The following is a 23,746-nucleotide window of genomic DNA, read 5'->3' on the forward strand; positions in this document are numbered from 1 at the left end:
ACGAGATACTCCTCAAATCTATTTCTTTAAGGTGAAGCTGAACTCCGAGCCTTTACCGGGCTCGCTTTTCACTTCTATTCTGCTTTTATGTGCCTCGACAATGTGTTTAACAATAGCAAGCCCCAACCCCGTTCCGCCCACACTCCTGCTTCTGTCCTTGTCGACTCTGTAGAATCGCTCGAAGATACGCGCAATGTGCTCATCTCCAATCCCGCAGCCGGTGTCTTTCACAAAGACCCTGACATGGTCGGGCGTATCAGTGTAACCGACCTCGATCTTCCCGCCCTCGTCGGTATACTTCACCGAATTATCAATCAGGTTCCACATTACCTGTCGCAGCCTATCCCTGTCGCCAAGGACCAGAATTTCATCGGGTTTCATGCATACCGACAGCGTGAGCGATTTTCTCTCCGCCTTGGGTTTCAACTCCTCTATCACATTCGCGAGGAATTCAGTTATATCGAAATACCGGAAGCTCATCCTCATCTCACCGCTCTCAATCCTCGATATTTCGATCAGATCGTTGAGCAATGTGTTAAGTCTTTCCGAATGCTGGTACGCCTTCATCAGGAATTCCCTGTTCACTTTCGGGTCATCCATCGCCCCATCGATCAGAGTCTCAATGAATCCCTGTATGCTGAAGATAGGCGTTCTGAGCTCATGAGAGACATTAGCCAGGAATTCGCTCCGCACTTTCTCTAGTTTCTCAAATCTGGCAATGTCGCTCTGCAGGTTTCGGACTATCTGATTCGTGAGCTTACTGATTTGTTTCAGATCGTCAGCACCGGTTTCCGGAAGCTGAACGGACAGGTCGCCCGCACTTATCCGGCGTAATGCCTCGACGATCGTGTTCAGGATATTTGATTGCCTCTTCCGAATTGAAGCAAACGATTCAAGAAATATATAGGTCGCCAAGCCGCAAACCAGTGCGATCACAAGCACATGGTTTTCCTGCAGAGCGGACCGAACCGAAATGAATGCCTGGATCGAAATGAGAACCATATATATCAGAATGCCCGTGACACAGGCAAATACAATCCTTGACTTATACGAGATCAATAGCCTTCTCATTCAACTTTCAGTTTATAACCCACTCCCTTTATTGTCTCGATCATATCTGCGTGGTCGCCAAGTTTTTCTCTGATCTTGCGGATGTGGACGTCGACTGTCCTGTCGCCGACATAAACATCGGAGCCCCACACGCGGCTCAAGAGAGTTTCCCGCGATATGACTTTCCCTTCGTGAGCGGCGAGGTAGTATAGTATTTCGAACTCCTTGCGAGGGAAGAAAACCTGTGCCCCCCCAACCCTCACCACGTAGCTTTCCCGATCTATGATTACTTTTCCAAGATCGATGTTCTTACCTTCGCCTCCCTTTGTCCCTTCGGCTCTCCTGAGAACTGCACGGATTCTTGAGATCAATTTCCGCGGACTGATAGGCTTAACGATATAATCGTCCGCACCAAGTTCAAGACCAAGCACCTCATCAAACTCCGCGCTCTTCGCAGTCAGAAAGATGACCGGAATGTTTGCAGTCCTCTCTGACTGTCCAAGGGACTTCATGACTTCGTAACCATCTTTGCCAGGGAGCATAATATCCAGGAGTATGACATCGGGCTTGATGTCGGATGCTTTGACCAGAGCCTCGTTCCCATCGGATGCGGACTCGACTCTGAATCCCTCGCGCTCCAGATTATACTTTATGAGCTGCACGATGTCCTGTTCATCATCAACCACTAAGACGGTCTTCATTGAGATCTCCTTTCGTTGTCCACAGGGACTCTTCGGGCGGGAGCAAGAGAATGGGGGCGTATCGTGAGGCGACGGGCGGATTCGAACCGCCGCATAAAGGTTTTGCAGACCTCTCCCTTAGCCACTTGGGTACGTCGCCGTGTAGAACCCGCCGACTAAATCCTCGAGGCACTCCGGCGGGTGCAACATCCATACTTGTTTAGTTACACTGAAGTTGAGCGGGAAACGGGACTCGAACCCGCGACATCAACCTTGGCAAGGTTGCGCTCTACCAACTGAGCTATTCCCGCGTTGCGCTGAAAATATAGCCGTGAACGGAAAGAAAGTCAAGGTTGGCGTGGCTGAGCGAGATTGACCATTTCAGAAATCGCTCACACATGTTCGTTGTTGCAGGAGATGTGCTAGCACCACTGAGGTCTGTTTGGGGAAACGTTGCTTGTTCTGGTCATATGTTCCACAATAGTGCGATCGACATGAACCGGAATCTTCGACCCTCTATTTGTAGGAGCGGTAGGATTCTCCGCCCGAGGCGGATCCTCCGAAGGAGTCTCCCGAAGGGATCCCTTCGGGACTTCGGACCTTCGGGAGAACCCACGACCTTGGCACCTAAAGCGTCACGCTTTAACCGAACCACATCCTTTGTCGGGGCGGTGGGATTCGAACCCACGACCTCTTGGTCCCAAACCAAGCGCTCTAACCGGACTGAGCCACGCCCCGTGATCGACATACGTCGGCAGGATTGCCGCAACCGTTCAATATAACAGCGAAGGTGCCATTGCAGCAAGACGATCATGTCCAAATTGGAAATCTTAGACGGGTATAATAACTTTTTCAAATAAACCCGCCTTTCAATCGTCGAAGAGGAAGGCATCTTCAAAACGATCATGACGCACGATTTTCTCAATAAATTCGAAAGATTCGTCAGGAAGCACCAGCTCATTTCAACGGACGACAAGCTGGTGATCGGCGTATCGGGTGGAATTGATTCGTCAGTGCTCCTCGATCTGCTCATGGAACTACGCGAGCGGCTTGGTCTTGAGATCGCGGTCGCGCATATCAACCATAAACTCCGTGCAGAGGAATCTGAGGAAGACGAGAGATTCGTGAGGGAGACAGCTGATCACTATGGAGTTGAATGTTACGTCCATGCGGCGAACGTAAAGGCGTTTATGGTGGAGCAAAAAACTTCACTCCAGGTGGCGGCAAGAGAGATCAGGTACAGATATTTCGAGACAGTGAAGGTTCTAAAGAATTACGATAAGATCGCAACCGCCCACAATGCAAACGACAACGCAGAAACCGTCTTGATCAATCTGCTTAGAGGAACAGGAGTGGACGGGCTCGGTGGAATCCCGTTGAAGCGGGGAGATATTGTCCGCCCCCTCCTCTTTGCCGACCGGCGCGAGATCGAGAACTATGCAAGGTCAAAGGGGCTGAAGTTCAGGGAGGATTCATCAAACACGAAAGAGTACTACACGCGCAACTTCGTCCGGCTCTCACTTATCCCGCTCATCCAGGAAAAAATAAATCCGGGTGTGGTGAACACCTTGAACCGAAACGCGACAATCTTCCAGGAACTAAGCACGTTTGTCAATAATGAAGTCCGCATCCATTACTCGAATCTTGCGCGGGAGTTTGACGGCGAAAGACTTGTCCTCGACATTTCGAAACTGAAAAATGCTCTTCTCTTCATTCAGGAAAACATTCTCATTAATTCGTTGAGACAATTCGTTCGAGGAGAAATCGACCATCATAAAGTGGACGCGATAATCGATTTGTTAAACTCTGAGTCCGGGACTTCTATCGAAGTAGGGAACGAAGTGGTAGTTTACAGAGACAGGCATAACCTGGTCTTTATCAGGAATCCCAAGGAGGCTCCGGAATTCGTTGCCGAGATAGTCCCCGGCAAGAAGTACGAATTTGACGAATTCTATATCACAAGCGAAGAGACAAGCCGCCAGGACGTGCACTTTTCACTCTCCCCTGTTGTTGAGTTTATTGATGCTGAACTTGCAGGAGAGGCGTTGACATTAAGGAGTTGGCATCCTGGAGACTGGTTTACACCGCTCGGAATGCAGGGGCGAAAAAAATTAAGCGATTTTCTTGTAGACATGAAAATTCCGGTCTATCAAAAGAATAACGTTATGGTTCTGACCAACAAAGACGGCATAATCTGGGTTTGTGGATTGAGAGTTGACGACAGGTTCAAGTTAACTGAAAACACAAGGAGAGTTTTAAGAATTGAATTCGGCTATAAATGAACGGACACAAACTGTAACCGTAAACAACGAGCGCTTCAGGATGCTCATTGCCGAGGAAGAGATAAAGAAAAGGGTGAAAGAACTTGCCGCTAATATCAATAGGGACTTTGCCGGGAGGACTCCGACTTTTATCGGCGTATTGAACGGCTCCTTCATTTTCTTCTCGGATCTGATTCGGGAAATCACGATCGACTGCGAGATAGATTTCCTTAAGCTTTCAAGTTATGGTGACGCTAAGATTTCCACGGGGAATGTCCGCCTCATCAAAGACCTGAATTGCGAGGTAACTGGAAGAGACATCATTATCGTGGAAGATATAATTGATTCCGGTCTGTCGATGGATTTTATTAAGAGACTGATCACCAAACAGAATCCAAAGACGCTCACAGTCGTCACCCTATTGTATAAGAGAGATTGCGTTAAAATCGATTTAGCGGTAGATTATATAGGTTTCGAAATCCCTAATCATTTTGTCGTCGGATACGGACTGGATTACGCTCAAAAAGCTCGAAATCTCAGATCAATCTACGTTCTGGATAAATAGTTAAGAGGAATTTGGATGCCAAATTTGTCTAGCGATAAAAAAAATGGTTCACCTAAGAGAAGAGTAGGTCCGCCGAATCTGAAGCGGAAACCAAATCAGCCTCCTGAAGACGATTTCAACTGGAGGACCGGTAGAATAATCATCGGCTGGGCCGCGATAATACTTGCGGTCTTTCTGGTGATGACACTTTTCCGCGGAAGCGACAATCAGGAAACGGAAATAACATTTTCACAGTACCAGGCACTTCTTGATTCCGATCAGATAAAGGAAGCAATAATAAAGAAATCGGAAATTAACAATTACGATTTCCACGGAGTGTTGAAAGAGCCGCAGGAGATAACGACCGAATCGGGAAGCAGGAAGAAGATCGAGAAGTTCGTCGTATTTCTGCCGGAAGCTGCGGACCCTTCCGTCGTCGCTCAGTGGCAGAAGGCTGGCGTGAAATTCAATTTCGTGAAGGAAAGCGATCAGTGGCTAAATAGTCTCATAAGCGTTCTGCCGTGGGTCGCGCTCCTTGTGTTCTGGCTGGTATGGATGCGGCGAATGCAGGGCAACAATACGAAGGGGATATTCAGTTTCGGAAAGAGCCGTGCGAAACTGATGACCGAAAGCCAGATCAAGGTAACGTTCCAGGATGTTGCCGGCGCCGATGAAGCAAAAGAAGAGTTGAGTGAGATCATAGAGTTTCTCAGGGAGCCTGCCAAGTTTCAACGGTTAGGCGGAAAGATTCCGAGAGGAGTGCTTCTCCTCGGGCCGCCCGGAACCGGCAAAACGCTTCTTGCCCGCGCGGTTGCGGGGGAAGCAAGTGTTCCCTTCTTCTCGATAAGCGGCGCAGATTTCGTCGAAATGTTTGTAGGAGTCGGAGCCAGCCGGGTACGCGATCTTTTCGAAACTGCCAAGAAGAATGCTCCGTGTATCGTTTTCATAGATGAGATAGACGCAGTCGGACGCCATCGTGGCGCCGGCCTCGGCGGTGGCCATGACGAACGCGAACAGACGCTGAATCAACTCCTCGTCGAGATGGACGGCTTCGAGCAGAACAGCGGCGTGATTATAATCGCGGCAACAAACCGTCCTGACGTGTTGGATCCCGCCCTGCTCAGACCGGGAAGATTCGACAGGCAAGTCGTCGTCGATCGTCCGGATGTAAAAGGAAGAGAAGGAATACTGAAAGTTCACACTCGCAATATTCCACTGTCTGCTGATGTGAATCTCGCAATAATCGCGAAAGAAACACCGGGCTTTGCGGGCGCAGAGTTGGCGAACCTCGTGAATGAGGCCGCACTTCTTGCGGCGAGGAGAAACAGCATGAGCGTCAGCATGCCCGACATGGAAGAAGCTAAAGACAAAGTAATGATGGGACCGGAACGGAAAAGTACCATAATATCGGACGAAGAGAAGAAGGTTACGGCTTACCATGAATCCGGCCATGTCCTGGTGGCCCGGATGGTGCCTGAAGCTGACCCCGTTCACAAAGTCACTATCATACCGAGAGGCAGAGCTCTCGGCGTCACTACATATCTTCCCATCGACGAGAAGCACACATATTCCCGGGAATACCTGCTGGCGATGATCACATACGCGCTTGGAGGACGTGCCGCAGAGAAAATCATTTTCAAGAAATTCACTACCGGTGCGGGAAATGATATCGAGAAAGCAACCACGATTGCCAGGAAGATGGTTTGCGAGTGGGGAATGAGCGAGAGGCTCGGCCCGCTGACATGGGGAGAAAATGAACAGGAAATATTCCTCGGCAGAGAAATCACCAAGCACAGAAACTATAGCGAGAAGACGGCGATCGAGATCGACGAAGAGATAAGGTCGCTTGTCTTAAAGAGCATGACGCGGGCAGAGGAAATCATCAACGAGCACCGCGATGCGCTGGACAGACTGGCGTCAGCGTTGCTCGAGCGCGAAATCCTCGACGCCGACGAGATTGAGAAATGCATCAAGGGCGAAGAACTCCCGCCGGTGGCAAAACCAAATGGCGACGGGAAGAACGAAGCTGTCTCTGTTCCGCAGGCAAAAGGCTGAATCTGAATCTATCGTGCGTCTAAATAAAATCTCCAGCTGCATAACGTGCGGCAACGGTCGGTTGAATAACGGAATTTGATGGATCAGGCTCTGAGCGACAGCGTCGACTTCAAAAGCGAGCTCGTAAGAAAAGCCATCCACCTTTTCTCTCTCGCCATACCTGCCGTGTACTATTTCATTCCAAAGACACTCGCACTTGAGCTGATAATTCCGGTTACCGTGTTGTTTGTGACTGTGGACCTTGCACGTTATGAAATCCCGCAGGTGTCGGGAGTCTTCTATCGGTTTTTCGGTTTTCTTCTCAGGAGACACGAAGTCGACGAGCGGCGGCACGCGCTCAACGGGGCAACTTACATGCTGATCTCTGCCGTGATTTGTATTTGGGCGTTTCCAAAATTCATCATGATAAACAGTTTTGTTGTCCTCATACTTGCGGATACCGCATCGGCACTTTTCGGAAAAAGATTCGGGCGCCACAAGATCTTTCTAAGCAGAGAGCTGCCCAAGAGTTTTGAGGGAAGCCTCGCGTTCATTATTGCAGGTATCGCTGCAGTCGCTCTCACGCCCAAGGTCGATTATCTCTTCGGGGAATACCTGCTGGGTGTGGTTGCCGCTCTAGTGGCCTCTGTCGCAGAGGTCTTATCCTATGAAATTGTAGATGACAATATTGCTATACCTATCTCGTTCGGATTGAGCGCGTGGGCAATGTACATAATATTCCTTCCTCAGCTCAACGTCTACTTCCTGGGCTGACGCCTGCTCAGAAACTCATTCCCTTTCAAGAAGAATCGCCACTTCAGGTTCTTCCCTTCCCGTATACCGATTCTCGGCGAACTCTCTATTGCGTCGCTTTGAACTCTGAATCCGTCGTCACAAATATAGAGCTCAGTCCCGTCGAGTCTCACGCCGTTGAGAGAGCGATCGATTCGCATCGCCTGACAGAGCCGTGCAGGCCCGTTTGTGAGATTTGTCGACCGACCGCCTCCCCTTCTATGTTTCATCTCCTTTAAGCCCGCCATCGGCTCGAGAGCACGAACCAGGAAAGCGGCAGCCGAGCCTTCGGCCTCGGTGACGATATTGAAACAGAAGTGCATACCGTACGTGAAATAGACATACGCTACCCCACCTCCTTCGAACATCACCTTGTTCCGCTCGGTCATTCCGCGAAATGCGTGGCTCGCCGGGTCGTTGCTGCGATACGCCTCGATCTCCACGATACGGCCGGCGAGAATCTTACCTCGTATGTTTCTCACCAGAATTTTCCCAAGGATGTCAGGTGCCAGGCTCAACGTTTCCCTTCTGTAATATGACAATGGCAGCGGCTTGAGCTTCGCCACACGCGCCGATTCATCTCTCCAAGGTTTAATGGACTGGGTCATTTGCAGAGACCGCAGCGACTTCGCCGGGTTGATGATTCCACCCGGTCAAGAGTCCGGTTTCGTCCCTCCGTTGGTAGGATCGCCCGAATTTGAATTGTCAACTGGAAGTTCTATTTGCATCGAGCCAGGTTTCTTCGATTTCCCCAATAGTTCGTACGCGCGCTCCGTAGCTTCCCTTCCACGCAACGTGCGCCGCAGATAACCCTTCTGAAGGAGGAACGGCTCGTAGACTTCCTCGATCGTGCCGCTGTCTTCGCTGACGACTGCCGCAATTGCTCCCACTCCTACGGGCCCGCCGCCATAGTAGTCAATTATCGTGGAGAGAATCTTCTTGTCCATTTCGTCTAGACCGGTTTTGTCGACCTCGAGCCTGTCCAGCGCGTCCCTGGCTACAACCAGATCAATGGAGTCATTGCCCTTGAATTCAGCGAAGTCACGAGTACGACGCAGGAGCCGGTTTGCAATGCGGGGAGTGCCGCGGCTTCGCTTGGCAATTTCAACTGACGCGCTTTTCTCCACTCTGGTTTTGAGAATAGAAGCGGATCTGACGACAATTTTCTCCAGGTCCTCGTCGTCGTAATATTCGAGTCGCTCGATGATTCCGAACCTCGACCTGAATGGGTTGCTCAGGAGTCCGGCGCGGGTAGTTGCCGCGACAAGCGTGAACGGATTAATGTCAAGTTGCACGCTTCGCGCACCCGGTCCCCTGTCTACCACAATTGAAAGTTTATAATCTTCCATCGCGCCGTACAAGATTTCTTCGACTGCGGCTGGTATTCGATGAATCTCGTCGATGAAAACGACTACGTCTTTTTGAACCGATGTCAAAATACCCGCCAGGTCGCCGGGTCTTTCCAACGAGGGACCTGTTGTCGAGACTATTTCTGTCCCGAGCTCATTTGCAATAATATTCGCAAGTGTGGTCTTGCCAAGTCCCGGCGGTCCCATAAGGAGAACATGGTCGAGAGCTTCCTTTCGCTTCTTAGCGGCGCCGATAAAGACTTTCAGCTTGTCTACAATCTTCCTCTGGCCGACAAATTCGTCGAGAACCTTCGGCCGCAGAGCTCTATCAAACTTTGCATCGTCCGATACTTGCTCGGGTGCGATTTTCCTTTCCTTGCGGACTTTTTCGGTGGGGATCGATTTTCCCTTTTTCATTTCAACAATTTAATCCTGCTCGAAGTGAAACTCAATTTGGCGATAAATCTCCCGGCGGGATGCTACTTTGTCTTCATTATAAATACGCCGTCCCAGTCGGCCGAGGGCGGCTCAAGCGCGTACAACCTGCTTCTCTCGAGATAGACCCTGGATGGAACATCGGCGGGTTTGACAGAGAGGGCTTTTTCGAAATGACCCGCCGCAGCTTCCCAATCCCTTGAGCGGTATTTTTTCAAGGCGTCGTCGTACAAACCCACAAAGACCTTGACCTCTTCCGCGACCATCGCGGCGTCATCCGAGATAAGCTCGAAAATCTTCACGGGCTTCGTCTTACCCTTGACTACGATCAGGTCGAGCTCACGGGCGAAGACCCGCCCCTTGACCAGCTCATACGTAAATTCGCTCAACATGATCCGCGTACCATACACTTTGTTGGCTGTCTCGAGGCGTGAGGCAAGGTTCACGTTGTCGCCGATGACCGTGTAATCGAATCTCTCTTTTCCCCCGACGTTTCCGACGATCATTTCGCCCGAGTTAATTCCGATCCTGAAATTGAGGAGCGGTTTCTTTTCTTCAGTCCATTTCGTGTTGAGTTTGTCAAGTTGCCGGGTCATCTCCATTGCGGCCTGGCAAGTCCGGTACCCGTGGTCCTCGAGTTCCAGCGGCGCACCCCAGAATGCGATTATCGCGTCTCCGATATACTTGTCAAGAGTCCCGGCGTGTCTGAACACGACTTCTGTCATAGATGTGAGGTACTCGTTCAAATGGGCCACGAGCTCTTCAGGTGCCAAGCCTTCGCTTATGGTAGTGAAGTTCGCAATATCCGAAAACAATACGCTCATCTTCTTTCGTTCACCGCCGAGTCTCACAAGTTCAGGATTATCGACAAGCTCGTTTACGACAGATGGGTCGACATACCTACTGAATAGGGACTTTATCGCGGTTTTCTGCCTCCGCTCCGAGACAAATTGATACACTACCGTCAAAACGTAACTGAACGTAAATGCCATCGCCGGGTAAACGATGTTCAGTATGAGTCTCTTATTCGCAAAGAGAATGAATGCTGATTCGAATGATGCGAATATGACTGCAACCGTAATCAGGAACGGTACAAATATAACGAGGATCATTCTGGGATGCTGTGCCGATTTGAAAAAGAAAGATGTAAGAGAGATCAGTAGAGCGCCGATCAACATTTCGAGGAAGTCCTGCCAGGCACTCGTGGGGACGAGAAATTTTTCGTCGAGCACAGTCTCGATCGCGCTGCCGTGTATTTCGACTCCATAAGCCAGGCTGCCGGTTTTCGAGCCCCTGTCCCCCGTAAACGGAATCGGCTTCAGATCGTTCGACTCCGGATAGGCGGCACCGACGAGAACGACTTTATCCTTGAAGACGCCGGCACTTTTCAAATCATAGTAGCCGTTTATTTCGACGCCGTTGTCCTTTTCGTCCCGCGTCTCAAAAGAAGAATCATCGAGGACCTGCCAAACGTCGTACACGGGAAATTCTCCAGTCGGACCCGAATAATTAATGAGCATCGACGTTTGATCATACTTCGGTATCTCGACGCTTCCGAGCTGGAAGGATGAACTGAGATCCTTTGCAATCGCGTTGCCGAGTCCAAGGTATTGTGACAGGACCGCGAAACCGAATGAAGGGATCGTCCTGTACTCGTTGGGGCCGGTCTGGAAAGCGTTGAATGGCATGTAGCGTCTGTACACACCGTCGAGGTCGTTTCCGACAAGAACTATTCCGATCGCACTGTCGACACTCAGAAAAACATTGTGGTAATAGTCTTCACTTTTCAAAATCTTGTACCGGCCGGAAAGGTCGATATCGTTTCGTCCCGCGAGCACGACCGATTTATACTTCCGCAACGCGGAGGACAAGGCGCTGTCTTCCTTGGGTGACTCCGATGGTTCATCCATTATGATATCGATCCCGATCGCTTTCGCGCCCGCGGCATAGAGGTTTCTGATAAGCCTGGCGTAATAACTCCGAGGAAAAGGAAAACTCACCGGGAGGACTTGGTTGGATTGGTCCGTTATCCCGACGATGACGACTTTCGATTTGTCCTTAATGTTCTCTGCGCCGCGGTACTCGAACCGCTGATCGAGAGTTTTTAATTGCGCAGTTCTCAGAAAACTTACTTCTGCCGGAATATTCCTGGAAAGAAGGAAGGCAATTATCGCGGAGAGGAACCCGATAACAAGCGGCACGATGAGATTGTTCAGTCTGGAAAGTTTGCCGCGGACAGCTTGCATTTAGCTTAGGTTAAGCCATCACGATCTAAAAATCCACCGCGTAAACGAGCGAGCCGACAAAATCGCTCGACCCGGACAGCGCAAAGTAGTTGAGATTGAGATTGATGGATTGCGACTTGGCAACTCGATAGCTGGCGACGAGACCGTAACCAATCCTGGAGAAGTCTCCGAACGTGGGAGTAAAATTGACCCCGACGGTAAAATTATCGTTGAGAAGTCCGTACGATGCGCCGATCGTGAGAAATGTGTAATCGAACGTTTGGATTTGCTCTACTACTGCCTGAGTGCTATCGAGCCCCTTCTGGGAATTCTTGTTCCCGTTGATGTTAAACCCGAGTGTTGTCCTCAAGGGGATATCGACGAAATCGGAGTTTACGAGGAATGCAAAATTAAAATTGTTGAGGTTGGTGCCCAGCTGAGTGCGATCGTTCGTGTTGCTGATCCCGAAATTCAGTGAGATGTTGTGCCTGATGATGTAAGTGAAGGCGTAACTCGATTCTACGTAATACCGCAGTGTAGAATTGTCAATCGCCTGGTGGAGAGTATCCTCCGTTGTAGGTATTGAATTGGAGTTGGAGTATGTCGCGAACCCCAGTGTGAAGGTAGGCATACTGACCATCGGGAAATATGATGCAGCAAGATTCGTGTTGATGAAATTGGTCGTAGCATACTTGTTCTTTTGCAGGTTATCAAAGAGATTCTCGTAGGAGAGCGTGAGGAGAACTTGATTGCTCAACAGCCGCGGTCTCAACAGGAAATTAAAGCCGCGGATGTCAGTTCTGATATATTGCTGGCCGAAAGAAGTGTAGTCCGGTCCGCGATAGACATATCCCACTTTCGCGTAGGTGTTGAAGTAATTTAAGTTCACTCCCACGTCCCATGACAGAGATGAGAGTTTGGTAGGATCAAGAGGAACAAGGAACTCGTTGATCGTGATGATCTTCGAGAGAGTCGACAACGGGACCACTTTGTCGATCTGGTCGCCCGCATCCGAGTGCGATATGGAATCTATGTCTGCAGCGGTTCTGTTGCCGACTGCAGTATTCTGGTTCAACATGCTTACCGCCGATTCGGCGAGGAAGTTTATATGATGGTTGTCGAAGTTCATCGAGAAGTCGGTCCCAAGCACCACATTTTGATTCGGATCGCTCCCAAGACCGATGGAGCTGATTGCGTCAGACGACTTGAGGTATGTAAATCCCAGTTCGACGTGACTTCCGAAGTCGAATGAGGGCCTCACGGCAAACAGGTTTCGAGTGTATGTACCGTAGTTGAGGTTGACGTAAGTTGAATCGTTAAGCTTAAGATAATTCGACCCGATCAATCCTTGCGTCTGCTGCGAGACGATGACTGTGTCGAGATACTGCCCATCGATTCCACGAATAGTTTGGCCGTAAGCGGCTTCAAGGTTGAAGAACCCCGCGGAGAGTTTCCCTGAAATTCCGCGCACTCGCATTCCGTTCATGATCAGGGGACTGAACGTCGGGTAGCTGTCGCCAAGCTTCACGCTCAACCAGGAAGTTCCTAAGAGAAACCCGTAGCGGTCCTGCGGCTGCCTGTAAGTCTTTTCCTCGGAGGTCAAGTCCAGATTTGCGCCTAGAGTTATGCCGTACACCGTGCTGCCGAGATTCAGGTATCCACTGTTGTACCACACCGAACTCCCCGCCAAGTTCTCGTTGCGGAGCTCCAGCTGGCCGTTGCCGCGATAGGAAAAAGTCTCTGCGGCCGCCTGCTCACCGGCGGTCACAATATAGAAACTCCATTCGAGGCTTCGATATTCCGATCCGTCGGTCTTGTACAAGACTATTTTCGCTGTGTGAAGTCCGCGTGAGATCTCCCGCGGAAAACTCGCCGGAGAATACACGATAACGTCACCGCTCACGACAGCGTTTGAGGTGACGTCCAATCCATCGAAGTAGACTTCTGTCTTCCTGCGGTCCACGAAGTCAGGCGCGTATAACATTGAAGCAGCTATCATCAAATCGTCGACAGTCAGCTTCTGATCCCGTTCCGGACTTATGACTATAATGTCTTGCTGCTCGGGTGATGAATTCACGGCTATCCTCACAGGATTTTCGGTAGGATTCTCTACAGGATAGGTCTCGCTTGTTCCGTCTCGCTTGATGAGTCTGATGTAGACTTCTATGAACGGACTCACGACATAGGCACCCGGGACCGTTCCGTTCAGGCTCATCGATGATTCGTCAAGTGTTAGGTCCGCCTGCTGAAAATCCGAAGATAGGTCGTTTCGATAAAAAAGAATCCCCTGTGAGATGCTCGCAAAACTTCTCACATCCGCCTTGATCGTGACGGGTTGGTTCTCGATCACCGTGGAAGTTGCGGAAACGTTAATCACAAGCCCTTGCTGGGCGTATAGTGAGGATAGAGAGGGTATCAGGACCACCAGCAGCGCGGACGCAAATCTCCGCCCTGCCTTCCCTCCAAGTCGCTTTTTCACGTTCCCTCCGACGAAAGCGGATATTTCCGAAACAAAAACCTAGCGCTCAGTCTCTATAATTATCTCGTGTAATTTGCCGTCGCTCCCTCTGAACCACATTTCGAGCTTGTGTTGCTGCTGATTGAACTGGTTATCGAGTTGCGTCAGCTTGTTGAGTTCATCCTGGGTCGATTGGTGGATTGACATGTCGCCGTTCTTGGAAGATTCGCCGGTCTGACCTGCACTTACATCGATCCCTTTATTGGAAATCTTATTAGCAAGATGGACAAGACCTTCGACGATCGTCAGAAAATCGGTTCCGTCAACTTGAACACTAAGTATTCCCCCTGTGCCGCGGATCGACGCAACGCTGGTTGGCGTGGTAAACTCAAACTGACCGGTCGTTCTCTTGGTCATGGTAAAACCCACGTCGCCGCCATTGACCGCTGTACTTTGTGGGTTCTTTTCGCCGTATACCTGCACCTCGGCGTTTGATCCGAGCCGGAGTGTGCTCGCATCGTTAAATTTTATGAGCGTGAATGACTCTTGCTGGGTCCGCACATAATCGCCCCCGTAGATAAAATCACCCTTCTTAGCTTTCGTCCAGTCTTTGTCCTGCTTCTTTACCTCGACGCTGTTCTTGATCACCCAAAACAGCGCGATATTATTCGGAGCGGCCGCCATCTTGAAAGCGACAGACGCCGCAAACGCAAAGAGTGCAAACAACAGAACTTTTTTTCGCATCTTCATGGCTGGCTCCTCACTGTATGGTGACGTTTATGATTTTTGACTTGTCCAGTCCCTGCAAAATATCGATCAGGTCCTGCGTTCCGATAGACGACCCGTCGAACGAGGCTGTACCATTTAACGAACTAATTTGTGAGAGGAGTCCCTGGTATTGCGTTCCTGTAAGAAGATTTATGAGAGCTTTTGTCGCAACGTCGTTCAAGTTGGCAGAGTTGCCGGAGGTCGTGTCGGTACCTGAGACCGTAAAACTCCAGATGTCGCTTCGAAGACCGGCTCCCCGGGTTGCTGAAGACGGGATGTCCACAAACCAGTAATAGGTTTGTCCCGTCGCGAGAAGTCTGACACCTGGTCCGGATGGCGGATAGTTGAATGAACCACCAACCACACTTTGCTGGAGGAACGGCACGCCTGATACGACGTCCTGTGGGCTCGTCTGGTTTGGAAGTTTTTGGTAGACCGACAGCACGACGGAATCCACATTTGCCGACCACTGGAAATGAGGAAACAAGGTCGTAATGTTCCCGCCGTCCATCGGAAGGACAAGATCGATTCGGCTCGGATTGGTTACGACGATTTGACCTTGAGCAGAATTGGAGACAGGGGTATTATTCACATCGACACAATTCAACATGAACGCATAAGTTCCAGCTGGCGCTTTCCCGGTCGCGAGCGCTACATTCTTTATTTTGTCAAACTGTTCCTGGTCGTAGCTGTATGATTCCAGGTGAATGGGCGGATTGTCACCCGACAAATCGACATTTGTAATTACCTTCATTTGTCCCGGCTCCAAAGTCAGCGGTGTACTTGTAGCTTGCGCGATCTGGAAGGGCGCCTGACCTACAAGCGTGATCACAACCGAAAGCGTCAGCTTAATGTGAATCTCAGTCGGAGCGAGCGACTTCAGAGCCGCACTGAATAATACTCCTGTGCTCTGAGCATGCTGGATGTCGAGGTCCGCGACATATATCTGATTGTATTGTGGTACTGAAATCGAGAGGTTGACGAGGTTCTGCTGCGCCTGCGACGAACCGGCGAAGGACAGTATTATTAGCGCCAGGAGCGTTTTGCTGATTTGATTCATAAATCCCTCCTCTTTCACAGCTAATTTAAGCCTCATTCCGGAACTCCTACTTTGACCACTATCACCAACGACACCGGTACCAAGATAAGGACAAGCGGATCAACTCAAAAATGGGCGATGTCGTTATAAATAACGAATGCCATGAAGAGCAGAAGGAGCGCGAAGCCGAACTGTTGGGCATACAGTTTAATCTTTGTCGGAACTTCTTTTCGAAAGATCGATTCATAGACAAGAAAAGCCAGATGCCCGCCATCAAGCGCGGGAATAGGAAGTATGTTCAGTACGGCAAGACTTATGCTGAGCAACGCCATGAAACCCAGAAAACTGACAAGTCCCAATTCAGCACTTTGAGTCGCAAGTTGAGCAATCTTGATCGGTCCGCCCACAGATTTTGTAAAAGAAACTTGTCCTGTGGCGATTCTAGCAATCGATTCGATGAGAAGCTTTGTCGCGCCGACTGTCTGGTCGTAGCCGGCGGGAATGGCACTTATAACATTGTAGCTGAAAGTCTGAACTGGTCCCGTATACTCGCCTCCGATACGTATCCCGATCAATCCATCGGAGTTAGGTGTAACGCTTATTTGCTTGGTCTCCTTTTGACGCTGCACCTGGATAGAGACCAGTCTCCCTTTGTTCTGCTTGATCATCTCGGCAAGTTGACCGCTTGAAGTAATCGCCTGGCCGTTTATGGAGCTGACGATGTCACCCGGTTTCATGCCGGCCTTCGACGCGGGCATCGCAAGATCGACCGCGTCGATCACCGCCCGCATGTGTGCAGGAAACAAACCGATTGGTTCTTCAGGCTTGACGGCGCCTTTCGCAACGGTCAACGCCACCGGGTTTCCGTTTCGAATGACGCGGACGGCCAGCGGAGATGCCACGTCCTCAAGATAAAATTGGGATTCAACATCTTCCCAGTTACCTACACTCTTCCCATTTATTGAAACCAGACTGTCACCCGACAGAAACCCGGACTTTCCTTCGACCGATTCGGGGTTGACATAACCAACGACAGTAGTCGAGTGAAATATTTTTCCGTTCGAGAGGTTTATCCCGTAGAAAACTGCGAAGGTCAACAGGAAGTTCATGAACACTCCGGCGCTCACGACGATCATACGCTGGTACATCGGTTTCGATCGAAACTCGTTCGGTTGGGGCGGATTGTTCATGAAATCGGTGTCGAAACTCTCATCGACCATCCCTGCGATTTTTACGTATCCTCCGATTGGAATCCACGATATGCAGTAGTCTGTCTCGCCTATCTTTTTCCCGAACGCACGTGGAGGGAATCCGATGGAGAATGTGTCCACCTTCATCCCAAAGCTTTTAGCGGCAATGAAATGGCCGAATTCATGGACAAGGACTAGAATTCCAACTGTTATAATGAAGTACAGGATGTATGTCAGCATACTATGATTTCAACACCTTTTGCTATTTGGATTGTTCCAATTTTGCGTGCACGTAATTTCTCGCCGCACGGTCGGCTTCAAATATCTCCTCGATTTCAGGCGCATGCTTCGGCTCTATCGCGTTGAGGGCGCCATCAACCATCTCGGCGATGCCGGTAAACCTTATCTTTTTCTGGAGGAACAGTTCCACCGCGGTTTCATTCGCAGCGTTTAAGACAGCGGGAGCCGTTCCACCACAGCTCAACGCGTTGTACGCCGACCTTATCAGCGTGAATTTGTCAAGATCCGGTCGCATAAACGTCAGCTGTGTCAGCTTGCCGAAATCAAGCCGTTGATAATTCGACTGCACGCGCTCGGGATAAGTAAAGGCATATTGAATCGGGATCTTCATATCGGGAACCCCGAGCTGAGCTTTTATCGAACCGTCTATGAATTCAACCATCGAATGGATGATGGATTGCGGATGGACAACTATTTCGATTTTCTCAGGCGGCAGATCGAACAGGTAGTGAGCTTCAATAACCTCCAGCCCTTTGTTCATAAGAGTTGCCGAATCTATCGTGATCTTGTTCCCCATTTTCCAGTTCGGATGATTCAGCGCTTCTTCCACCGTGACTTTCCCGAGTTCCGATTTGTCCTTATTGAGAAACGGTCCACCGGACGCCGTGAGAATCAATTTCGCGATAGAAGTTTTGTCTTCTCCTGAGAAGCATTGGAGAATCGCGCTGTGCTCACTGTCTATCGGCACCAGCGGCGCTCCATGTTTCTTCGCTGTCTCATTTACGATTTCACCGGCGACGACAAGCGTCTCTTTGTTAGCAAGTGCTACCGTCTTTCCAGCACGCAATGCCTCAAGAGTCGGACGGAGTCCGACAAATCCCACGAGTGAACTCACCAGGACATCAAACTCGCCGCGCGCCATAACTTCCATCAATCCCTTCTCTCCCGAGAAGATCTTGAGATTTTCACCATTCATGAGTGAGCGGAATTGCACCGCACGTTCCTCGTCTATTATCACGACTCCGCTCGGCTTGAATTCCTTAGCTTGCTTGTAGAGAAGCTCGATATTTCGGTTAGTGACGAGATATGAGACGGAATAGTCTTCGCCATTCTGATTCATGCTCGTCACAACGTCCAATGTGCTCTTCCCTATCGAACCGGTCGAGCCCAGGATTGCAATACTCTTCTTGTTTCTCATTTGGTGTGCTGATCATTAATTTAAACAAGGCGCTATGCCAAATCAAGAAATGCTGAGCCCCTACTGAGATGCCGAATCAGCGTGAACTCATTGAGATTCTCGAGAATTGAAAATCAGTCGCGCCTTTTTGAAATTGAATTCAGAAATCGTCCTTGAACTGAAGCGTGTCAGATATTGAAGGAGAATATGCATCCGGAAGACTATCCATAATGATCGTATGAAAAGAATAACGGCTGTATCGATATACGCGATCGCGATGGGATACCTTGAGGCGGCAGTTGTAATTTACCTGAGGCTGATGGAATTTGGTGACCCCGCCCATGTCTTTCCTATGAAGCTGCTCGGCTCCCAGACCGGCATCATAGAGCTCGGGAGGGAGATTGTGACTATCGTAATGCTCGGTGTGATCGGCTTACTGGCCGGGAAGTCGCGTCTGCAAAAATGTATGTACTTTATTTTTTCGTTCGCGATCTGGGACTTAACGTATTACATTTTCCTCAGGATGCTGACCGGCTGGCCGCCATCACTTTTTTCATTCGATGTATTGTTCCTTGTTCCGGTTGTTTGGATCGGGCCTGTTGCCGCACCAATTCTAATTGCGATCCTTCTTTTGGTTTTCTCGTCAAGCATGATTCTCATATCCGAAAGAAATTTGGAGTTGAAAATCGGGATCGGGAACATCTCGATCTTCGGCCTTAGCTGCATCATAATTTTGTTCTCGTTTACACGGGAGATTTTTCATATTTTGTTATCCGACGGCCCAAAAGGCCTCGATAATTATTCACCTCGGTCTTTCGAGTGGATGACTTTTGGAGTAGGATTCGTTCTGATGTGCTTTTCAGCCGGAAAGATTGTCATGGATTCTTATCAAAAATGGTATCCGAAAAGGTGACAGAATGAAAGACGATATAAAAGAAATATCTGAACGGAAGTCAAAATGGACGCGAGAGGCATCCAAAGGTGCGGTTCGACCGGTAAAGTTCACGACAGTCAGCGGTGAACCGATTGAGATACTGTACACCCCCGATGACATTCAGCATATAGATTTTGAGAATGAGATCGGTTCGCCTGGAGAATTCCCTTTCACTCGTGGAATTCACCACACAATGTACCGTGGCAAACTTTGGACGATGCGCCAGTTCGCAGGTTTCGGAACTCCGGAGGATTCTAACAAACGCTATCATTACCTCCTTGAGAACGGTCAGACCGGTCTGAGTGTGGCGTTCGACCTTCCGACTCTTATGGGACTCGACCCGGACGATCCGGCTTCACAAGGAGAAGTCGGAAACTGCGGAGTATCTGTAAGCTCTCTTGCCGATATGGAAATACTATTCAAGGGGATTCCGCTCGGCAGGGTTTCGACTTCAATGACAATCAATGCCCCCGCGGCAATGATGCAGGCGTTTTACGTTGCCGTCGCTGAGAAGCAGGGCGTAAAACCGGATAAGCTTCGCGGGACGATTCAAAATGATATACTTAAAGAGTACATCGCTCAGAAGGAATGGATCTATCCTCCCTTGCCGTCGATGAGAATTATTACAGACATGTTCGAGTACAGTGTAAAGGAGATGCCGAAATGGAATCCGATATCGATAAGTGGTTACCATATTCGGGAGGCCGGCTCGACTGCCGCTCAGGAACTGGCTTTCACGCTGGCTGATGGATTCGCATATGTCGAAGCAGGACTTGCCGCAGGATTAGACATCGACGAATTCGTGCCACAGCTATCGTTCTTCTTCAACTCACACTTAGACTTCTTCGAGGAGATAGCGAAGTACCGTGCCGCAAGAAGAATTTGGGCGAGAAGGATGCGAAACAAGTACAGCGCAAAGAGCAAGCGGACATGGATGCTGAGATTTCATACCCAAACCGCGGGATGTTCACTGACCGCGCAGCAACCGGAAAACAACATTGTACGGACCGCGTATCAGGCTCTAGCAGCAGTACTGGGCGGTACGCAATCACTTCACACGAATTCGATGGATGAGACACTGGCGCTTCCCAGCGAGAAAGCTGCTACCATTGCTCTTCGTACCCAACAGATACTCGCCTACGAGACAGGCGTAGCGAACACCGTGGATCCGCTAGCCGGAAGTTACTTTATAGAAAACCTGACAAGCAGGCTGGAAGAAGAAGCCGAGCGATATTTCGAGAAGATTGACTCACTCGGTGGCGTAATTCCCGCTATTGAGCAAGGCTTCTTTCAGCGAGAGATTGCCGACGCCGCTTACAGGTACCAACGAGAGCTCGACAAGCGCGAGAAGATTATCGTCGGGGTGAATGAGTATGTACAAGAAAACGAGCAGATATCGATCCCGATCCTTGAAATTGCCAAAGATGTCGAATCTAGGCAGCAGAAGAGACTGGCTGAAGTCAGATCCAATAGGAGCACTGTCACGGCGAAGAGCGCAATCGATCACCTTCGAGAGGCCGCTGAGGACGGGACAAACCTAATGCCGCGACTTCTCGAAGCAACCAGAGCGTATGTAACTCTTGGCGAGATGTGTGAAGTGCTCAAAGAAGTCTTCGGGGTATACGAAGAGCCGGTGGTATTCTAGTTCCGGCTCCCTCTGTTCCACCTTAGCCTTCCCATTCTTCTAAGGGTAAGTTGTGATTTATCCGACAGTTTCATGGGACATTTAAACTTTTACTTGACAAATCTCGAGTATGGCCATATATTAATAGTTGCTTTTCACGAAATAACAGAGGCAAATGCGACAACTTAACATACAATCTCTCCTTCTGGTTGTCCTTGTTTCGGCAATATCATTTTCTTGCAGTTCGAACAAGGGGACCTTGAAATCGGAAGAAATAGCGTTAGCAGGTCGGAACGCGAACGAGCAACCGGATTCCGCCAGTATCAGCAGCTCTATTGAGAAGAGCAGAGCAGAAATCAGCAGGCCGTCCAGCCTCACCATGCTGGATGGAGTGGACTCGATCCTCACTGACGGCGAAGCGGTTTCGAAGCTTATGGAGTCAGCGAGAAAGCATTACGCGGCGGCGATCAAGTTGCAGAAGGAAGGACAGCAAGATTCTTCCGCGATCGAATTTGAGAACGCGATCGACGTAATGAATGACCTCAGCTACTATCCCGATATTGAGGAGAATAAAGACTTTGTAGCGCTGAGCCAGAGCATAATTAGCGATTACGAGAAATATATTTCGTCCGTCCAGAACCTTGGACCGGGCACCTCAGTATTTGCCCTTGAAGAGAAGCTGTCTCAGATTGTCGATACGATAAATGTTTCGGGCACAAATTTCCCTACCGCTCAGATCCCAAAGACAACCGTTCCTCTAGTTATGAACAGGTATGTTGAACAGAATATTGAGTTCTTCACGACTAAGGGAAGATGGCATATGCAGGACTGGATTCGCAGGTCCGGCTTATACATCCCTCTGATGAAGAAGGTATTCCGAGATGCGGGTTTGCCTGAGGAAATCGCGTACCTGTCTTTGCCGGAAAGCGGTTTGCATCCCACAGCACGTTCATGGGCGCGAGCCGTAGGGCTGTGGCAGTTCATCCGATCAACTGGCAATCTGTACGGCCTTCACTCGAATTGGTGGTATGACGAGCGGAGGGATCCTGTAAAGGCCACCGAGGCGGCGGCAAGCCATCTTAAAGACCTTTATGAGTACTACAACGACTGGTATCTCGCAATCGCCGCGTACAATTGCGGGACAAGACATATTGACCGCGCTATCCGTCGAAGTCACCACATAAGAGATTTCTGGAAGATCAGACGACTGCTTCCGAGGGAAACGCGGAATTATGTGCCGCAGTATATTGCGGTGACCCTTATAGTCACAAATCCGAAGGAATATGGATTTAACGATGACACAGAGACGTCGACTGTCACATGCGACACGGTTAAGATCCCTGACAGTGTTGATTTGAAAGTTCTAGCAGACGCCACAGGAGTGGATCTCGACACTTTGCGTGATTTGAATCCACAGCTGGTGCACGCAGTTACACCTCCGAGTTTTGACGGACAAGAATATCCTCTCCTCGTTCCGGCAGGCACAGGACCTGCATTTGAGGCAGACTATCAGAAACTCCCCGAGACGGTGAAACTCACATGGACCTTCCACAGAGTCATACGCGGGGAAACCATTTACGGGATAGCAAGGCGATATCGGGTAAGCATGGCGTCGCTCAAGTTTGCGAACGACCTCTCACGTCGAACCCGTCGCGTGCGTCCGGGAACCCTTCTCATTATTCCGGTGAAAAGCTCTTACTATGCCTTGAGCGGAAAGAGCAAAACATCTGCGATTGATATCGGATCAAACATTGCGGAGACCAGATACGACAGTTCTCCAATTCACGTCGTCAGACGCGGCGAGACATTGAGTGAAATCGCAGAGGAGCATGGGACAACGGTTCGTACATTGAAGAGACTGAACAATCTGAGCACCTCGAGAATCAAACCCCGGATGAGGCTATTCGTTACATCCGCCGACACTGATAACCATGCGTCTGCACCGCGGTCAGCAGTGAAAGTTGCAGCTAAAACTCCCTCGCCGGCGCCGTCTACCACCGGTTCCTATGTCTATCACAAAGTCAAGAGACACGAGACGCTCGGCAGAATTGCGACGATTTATGGAGTCAACGTATCCGACCTGAAGAATTGGAACAATCTCCATTCAACTAGAGTCAGGCGCGGTCAGCTCCTGATGATCATGTCGCCATCGATAGGCAATCAGAAGGGCGACAATATGATATCGGAGACTTCCGACTCGAGGATGATTTACAGGGTCAGGCGAGGTGATTCGCTCTGGAGCATCGCACACAAGTTTGGAGTGACTATCGACCGGCTCCGGAAGTGGAACACAACTGCGGAAGATCTTCGGCCGGGCCAGCGGATCATTATTTACAACTGATCCTTTGGTGGACCCGAAGCTCTCGATTCCCTCCAGAAAATCAAAAATTGTCACAATTTTCGGCAGCAGCCGACCTAAGGCAGGTTCTCCAGAGTACGAGGACGCGCTGCTTCTCGGCAAGAAGCTATCCTCCGCGGGAATTTCAATTTGCACGGGCGGTTACGGAGGAATCATGGAAGCTGCTTCGAAGGGAGCAGAGGGGTCAGGTGTCCAGATCATCGGCGTGACTACCTCCATCTTCTCGCCCACACCTAATGAATACGTGAACGTCCAGGTCCACACGCAGTCACTTTATGAAAGACTGGAGAAGCTAGTACACTTCGGAGACGGCTATATCATACTAAAAGGCGGAACGGGTACACTCGTAGAGCTCTCGCTCGTATGGGAGTTAATGAACAAAAACATCATCAACGAAAAGCCCATCCTCACGGTGAAAGATTTCTGGAAGCCGGTCATAGAGTTACTTGATAAAGAGCTTGCCTACGAAGGCAAAGAATCCTGTTCGCGATTTGTAAGAGTGGCGGCCGATGCTGGGGACGCAGCGAATAAGATGATAGACGCACTCGCGGGCTAGTATTTCATCCCTCTTCTTTGACGGGGCCCCG

18 protein-coding genes and 3 tRNA genes are annotated in these 23,746 nt (G+C 49.9%); 8 read left to right on the forward strand and 13 right to left on the reverse strand.

Features of this window, described 5'->3' with window-relative positions:
* Positions 1 to 18: 18 nt before the first annotated feature.
* The 5 genes from VIS48_01120 to VIS48_01140 all read right to left on the reverse strand — a co-directional run bounded on the left by VIS48_01120 (position 19) and on the right by VIS48_01140 (position 2,468).
* Entirely contained in the window at positions 19 to 1,071 is a 1,053-nt protein-coding gene (locus VIS48_01120; protein ID HEY9164741.1) for an ATP-binding protein, read from the reverse strand.
* Positions 1,068 to 1,751, reverse strand: coding sequence for a response regulator (locus VIS48_01125; protein ID HEY9164742.1), 684 nt, complete (start codon positions 1,749 to 1,751; stop codon positions 1,068 to 1,070). The genes VIS48_01120 and VIS48_01125 overlap by 4 nt, the downstream gene beginning before the upstream one ends.
* 66 nt (positions 1,752 to 1,817) lie before the next feature.
* A tRNA-Cys gene (locus tag VIS48_01130) sits at positions 1,818 to 1,890 on the reverse strand.
* A 78-nt stretch (positions 1,891 to 1,968) separates the two neighbouring features.
* Positions 1,969 to 2,041, reverse strand: a tRNA-Gly gene (locus VIS48_01135).
* 352 nt (positions 2,042 to 2,393) lie between these two features.
* A tRNA-Pro gene (locus VIS48_01140) sits at positions 2,394 to 2,468 on the reverse strand.
* A 167-nt stretch (positions 2,469 to 2,635) separates the two neighbouring features.
* Here VIS48_01140 and tilS point away from each other — a divergent pair.
* The 4 genes from tilS to VIS48_01160 all read left to right on the forward strand — a co-directional run bounded on the left by tilS (position 2,636) and on the right by VIS48_01160 (position 7,343).
* A complete protein-coding gene (gene tilS, locus VIS48_01145; GenBank protein ID HEY9164743.1) occupies positions 2,636 to 4,012 on the forward strand; it encodes a tRNA lysidine(34) synthetase TilS in 1,377 nt (458 codons plus the stop codon).
* Positions 3,993 to 4,556 (forward strand): hypoxanthine phosphoribosyltransferase, encoded by a 564-nt coding sequence (hpt, locus tag VIS48_01150; GenBank protein ID HEY9164744.1) that lies wholly within the window; start codon positions 3,993 to 3,995, stop codon positions 4,554 to 4,556. Before tilS ends, hpt begins: the two co-directional genes overlap by 20 nt.
* A 15-nt stretch (positions 4,557 to 4,571) precedes the next feature.
* Complete coding sequence (gene ftsH / locus VIS48_01155; protein HEY9164745.1) at positions 4,572 to 6,590, forward strand: ATP-dependent zinc metalloprotease FtsH; 2,019 nt, start codon at positions 4,572 to 4,574, stop codon at positions 6,588 to 6,590.
* Positions 6,591 to 6,668: 78 nt separating this feature from the next.
* Entirely contained in the window at positions 6,669 to 7,343 is a 675-nt protein-coding gene (locus VIS48_01160) for a dolichol kinase (protein HEY9164746.1), read from the forward strand.
* Here the strand turns inward: VIS48_01160 and VIS48_01165 are convergent.
* The 8 genes from VIS48_01165 to VIS48_01200 form a co-directional block, all read right to left on the reverse strand.
* Positions 7,328 to 7,969, reverse strand: a complete 642-nt coding sequence (locus VIS48_01165; protein HEY9164747.1) for a DNA-3-methyladenine glycosylase — start codon at positions 7,967 to 7,969, stop codon at positions 7,328 to 7,330. The genes VIS48_01160 and VIS48_01165 overlap by 16 nt on opposite strands.
* 45 nt (positions 7,970 to 8,014) lie before the next feature.
* The gene (ruvB, locus tag VIS48_01170; protein ID HEY9164748.1) at positions 8,015 to 9,127 is read right to left on the reverse strand and encodes a Holliday junction branch migration DNA helicase RuvB; all 1,113 of its coding nucleotides are present in this window, start codon (positions 9,125 to 9,127) and stop codon (positions 8,015 to 8,017) included.
* 62 nt (positions 9,128 to 9,189) lie between these two features.
* The gene (locus VIS48_01175; protein HEY9164749.1) at positions 9,190 to 11,391 is read right to left on the reverse strand and encodes an adenylate/guanylate cyclase domain-containing protein; all 2,202 of its coding nucleotides are present in this window, start codon (positions 11,389 to 11,391) and stop codon (positions 9,190 to 9,192) included.
* A 25-nt stretch (positions 11,392 to 11,416) separates the two neighbouring features.
* A complete protein-coding gene (locus VIS48_01180; protein ID HEY9164750.1) occupies positions 11,417 to 13,849 on the reverse strand; it encodes a hypothetical protein in 2,433 nt (810 codons plus the stop codon).
* A 39-nt stretch (positions 13,850 to 13,888) separates the two neighbouring features.
* On the reverse strand, positions 13,889 to 14,578 hold the full coding sequence (locus VIS48_01185; protein HEY9164751.1) for a FecR family protein: 690 nt from the start codon (positions 14,576 to 14,578) through the stop codon (positions 13,889 to 13,891).
* A gap of 10 nt (positions 14,579 to 14,588) precedes the next feature.
* A complete protein-coding gene (locus VIS48_01190) occupies positions 14,589 to 15,692 on the reverse strand; it encodes a hypothetical protein (GenBank protein ID HEY9164752.1) in 1,104 nt (367 codons plus the stop codon).
* 68 nt (positions 15,693 to 15,760) lie between these two features.
* Positions 15,761 to 17,065, reverse strand: coding sequence for an RIP metalloprotease RseP (gene rseP, locus VIS48_01195; GenBank protein ID HEY9164753.1), 1,305 nt, complete (start codon positions 17,063 to 17,065; stop codon positions 15,761 to 15,763).
* 22 nt (positions 17,066 to 17,087) lie between these two features.
* Positions 17,088 to 18,263, reverse strand: a complete 1,176-nt coding sequence (locus tag VIS48_01200) for a 1-deoxy-D-xylulose-5-phosphate reductoisomerase (GenBank protein ID HEY9164754.1) — start codon at positions 18,261 to 18,263, stop codon at positions 17,088 to 17,090.
* A gap of 217 nt (positions 18,264 to 18,480) precedes the next feature.
* Between VIS48_01200 and VIS48_01205 the strand changes: the two genes are divergently transcribed.
* The 4 genes from VIS48_01205 to VIS48_01220 all read left to right on the forward strand — a co-directional run bounded on the left by VIS48_01205 (position 18,481) and on the right by VIS48_01220 (position 23,715).
* Positions 18,481 to 19,155: a hypothetical protein gene (locus VIS48_01205; GenBank protein HEY9164755.1), complete on the forward strand. Its 675-nt coding sequence runs from the start codon at positions 18,481 to 18,483 to the stop codon at positions 19,153 to 19,155.
* A 4-nt stretch (positions 19,156 to 19,159) separates the two neighbouring features.
* Positions 19,160 to 20,821, forward strand: coding sequence for a methylmalonyl-CoA mutase family protein (locus tag VIS48_01210; protein ID HEY9164756.1), 1,662 nt, complete (start codon positions 19,160 to 19,162; stop codon positions 20,819 to 20,821).
* A 154-nt stretch (positions 20,822 to 20,975) separates the two neighbouring features.
* Positions 20,976 to 23,141, forward strand: coding sequence for a LysM peptidoglycan-binding domain-containing protein (locus VIS48_01215; GenBank protein HEY9164757.1), 2,166 nt, complete (start codon positions 20,976 to 20,978; stop codon positions 23,139 to 23,141).
* 7 nt (positions 23,142 to 23,148) lie between these two features.
* Positions 23,149 to 23,715 carry an LOG family protein gene (locus tag VIS48_01220; protein ID HEY9164758.1) on the forward strand — a complete coding sequence of 189 codons (567 nt, stop codon included), beginning with the start codon at positions 23,149 to 23,151 and terminating at the stop codon, positions 23,713 to 23,715.
* Positions 23,716 to 23,746: the final 31 nt, after the last annotated feature.

This window comes from Candidatus Kryptoniota bacterium (genome assembly GCA_036567965.1).
Taxonomy (GTDB): domain Bacteria; phylum Bacteroidota; class Ignavibacteria; order Kryptoniales; family JAKASW01; genus JAKASW01.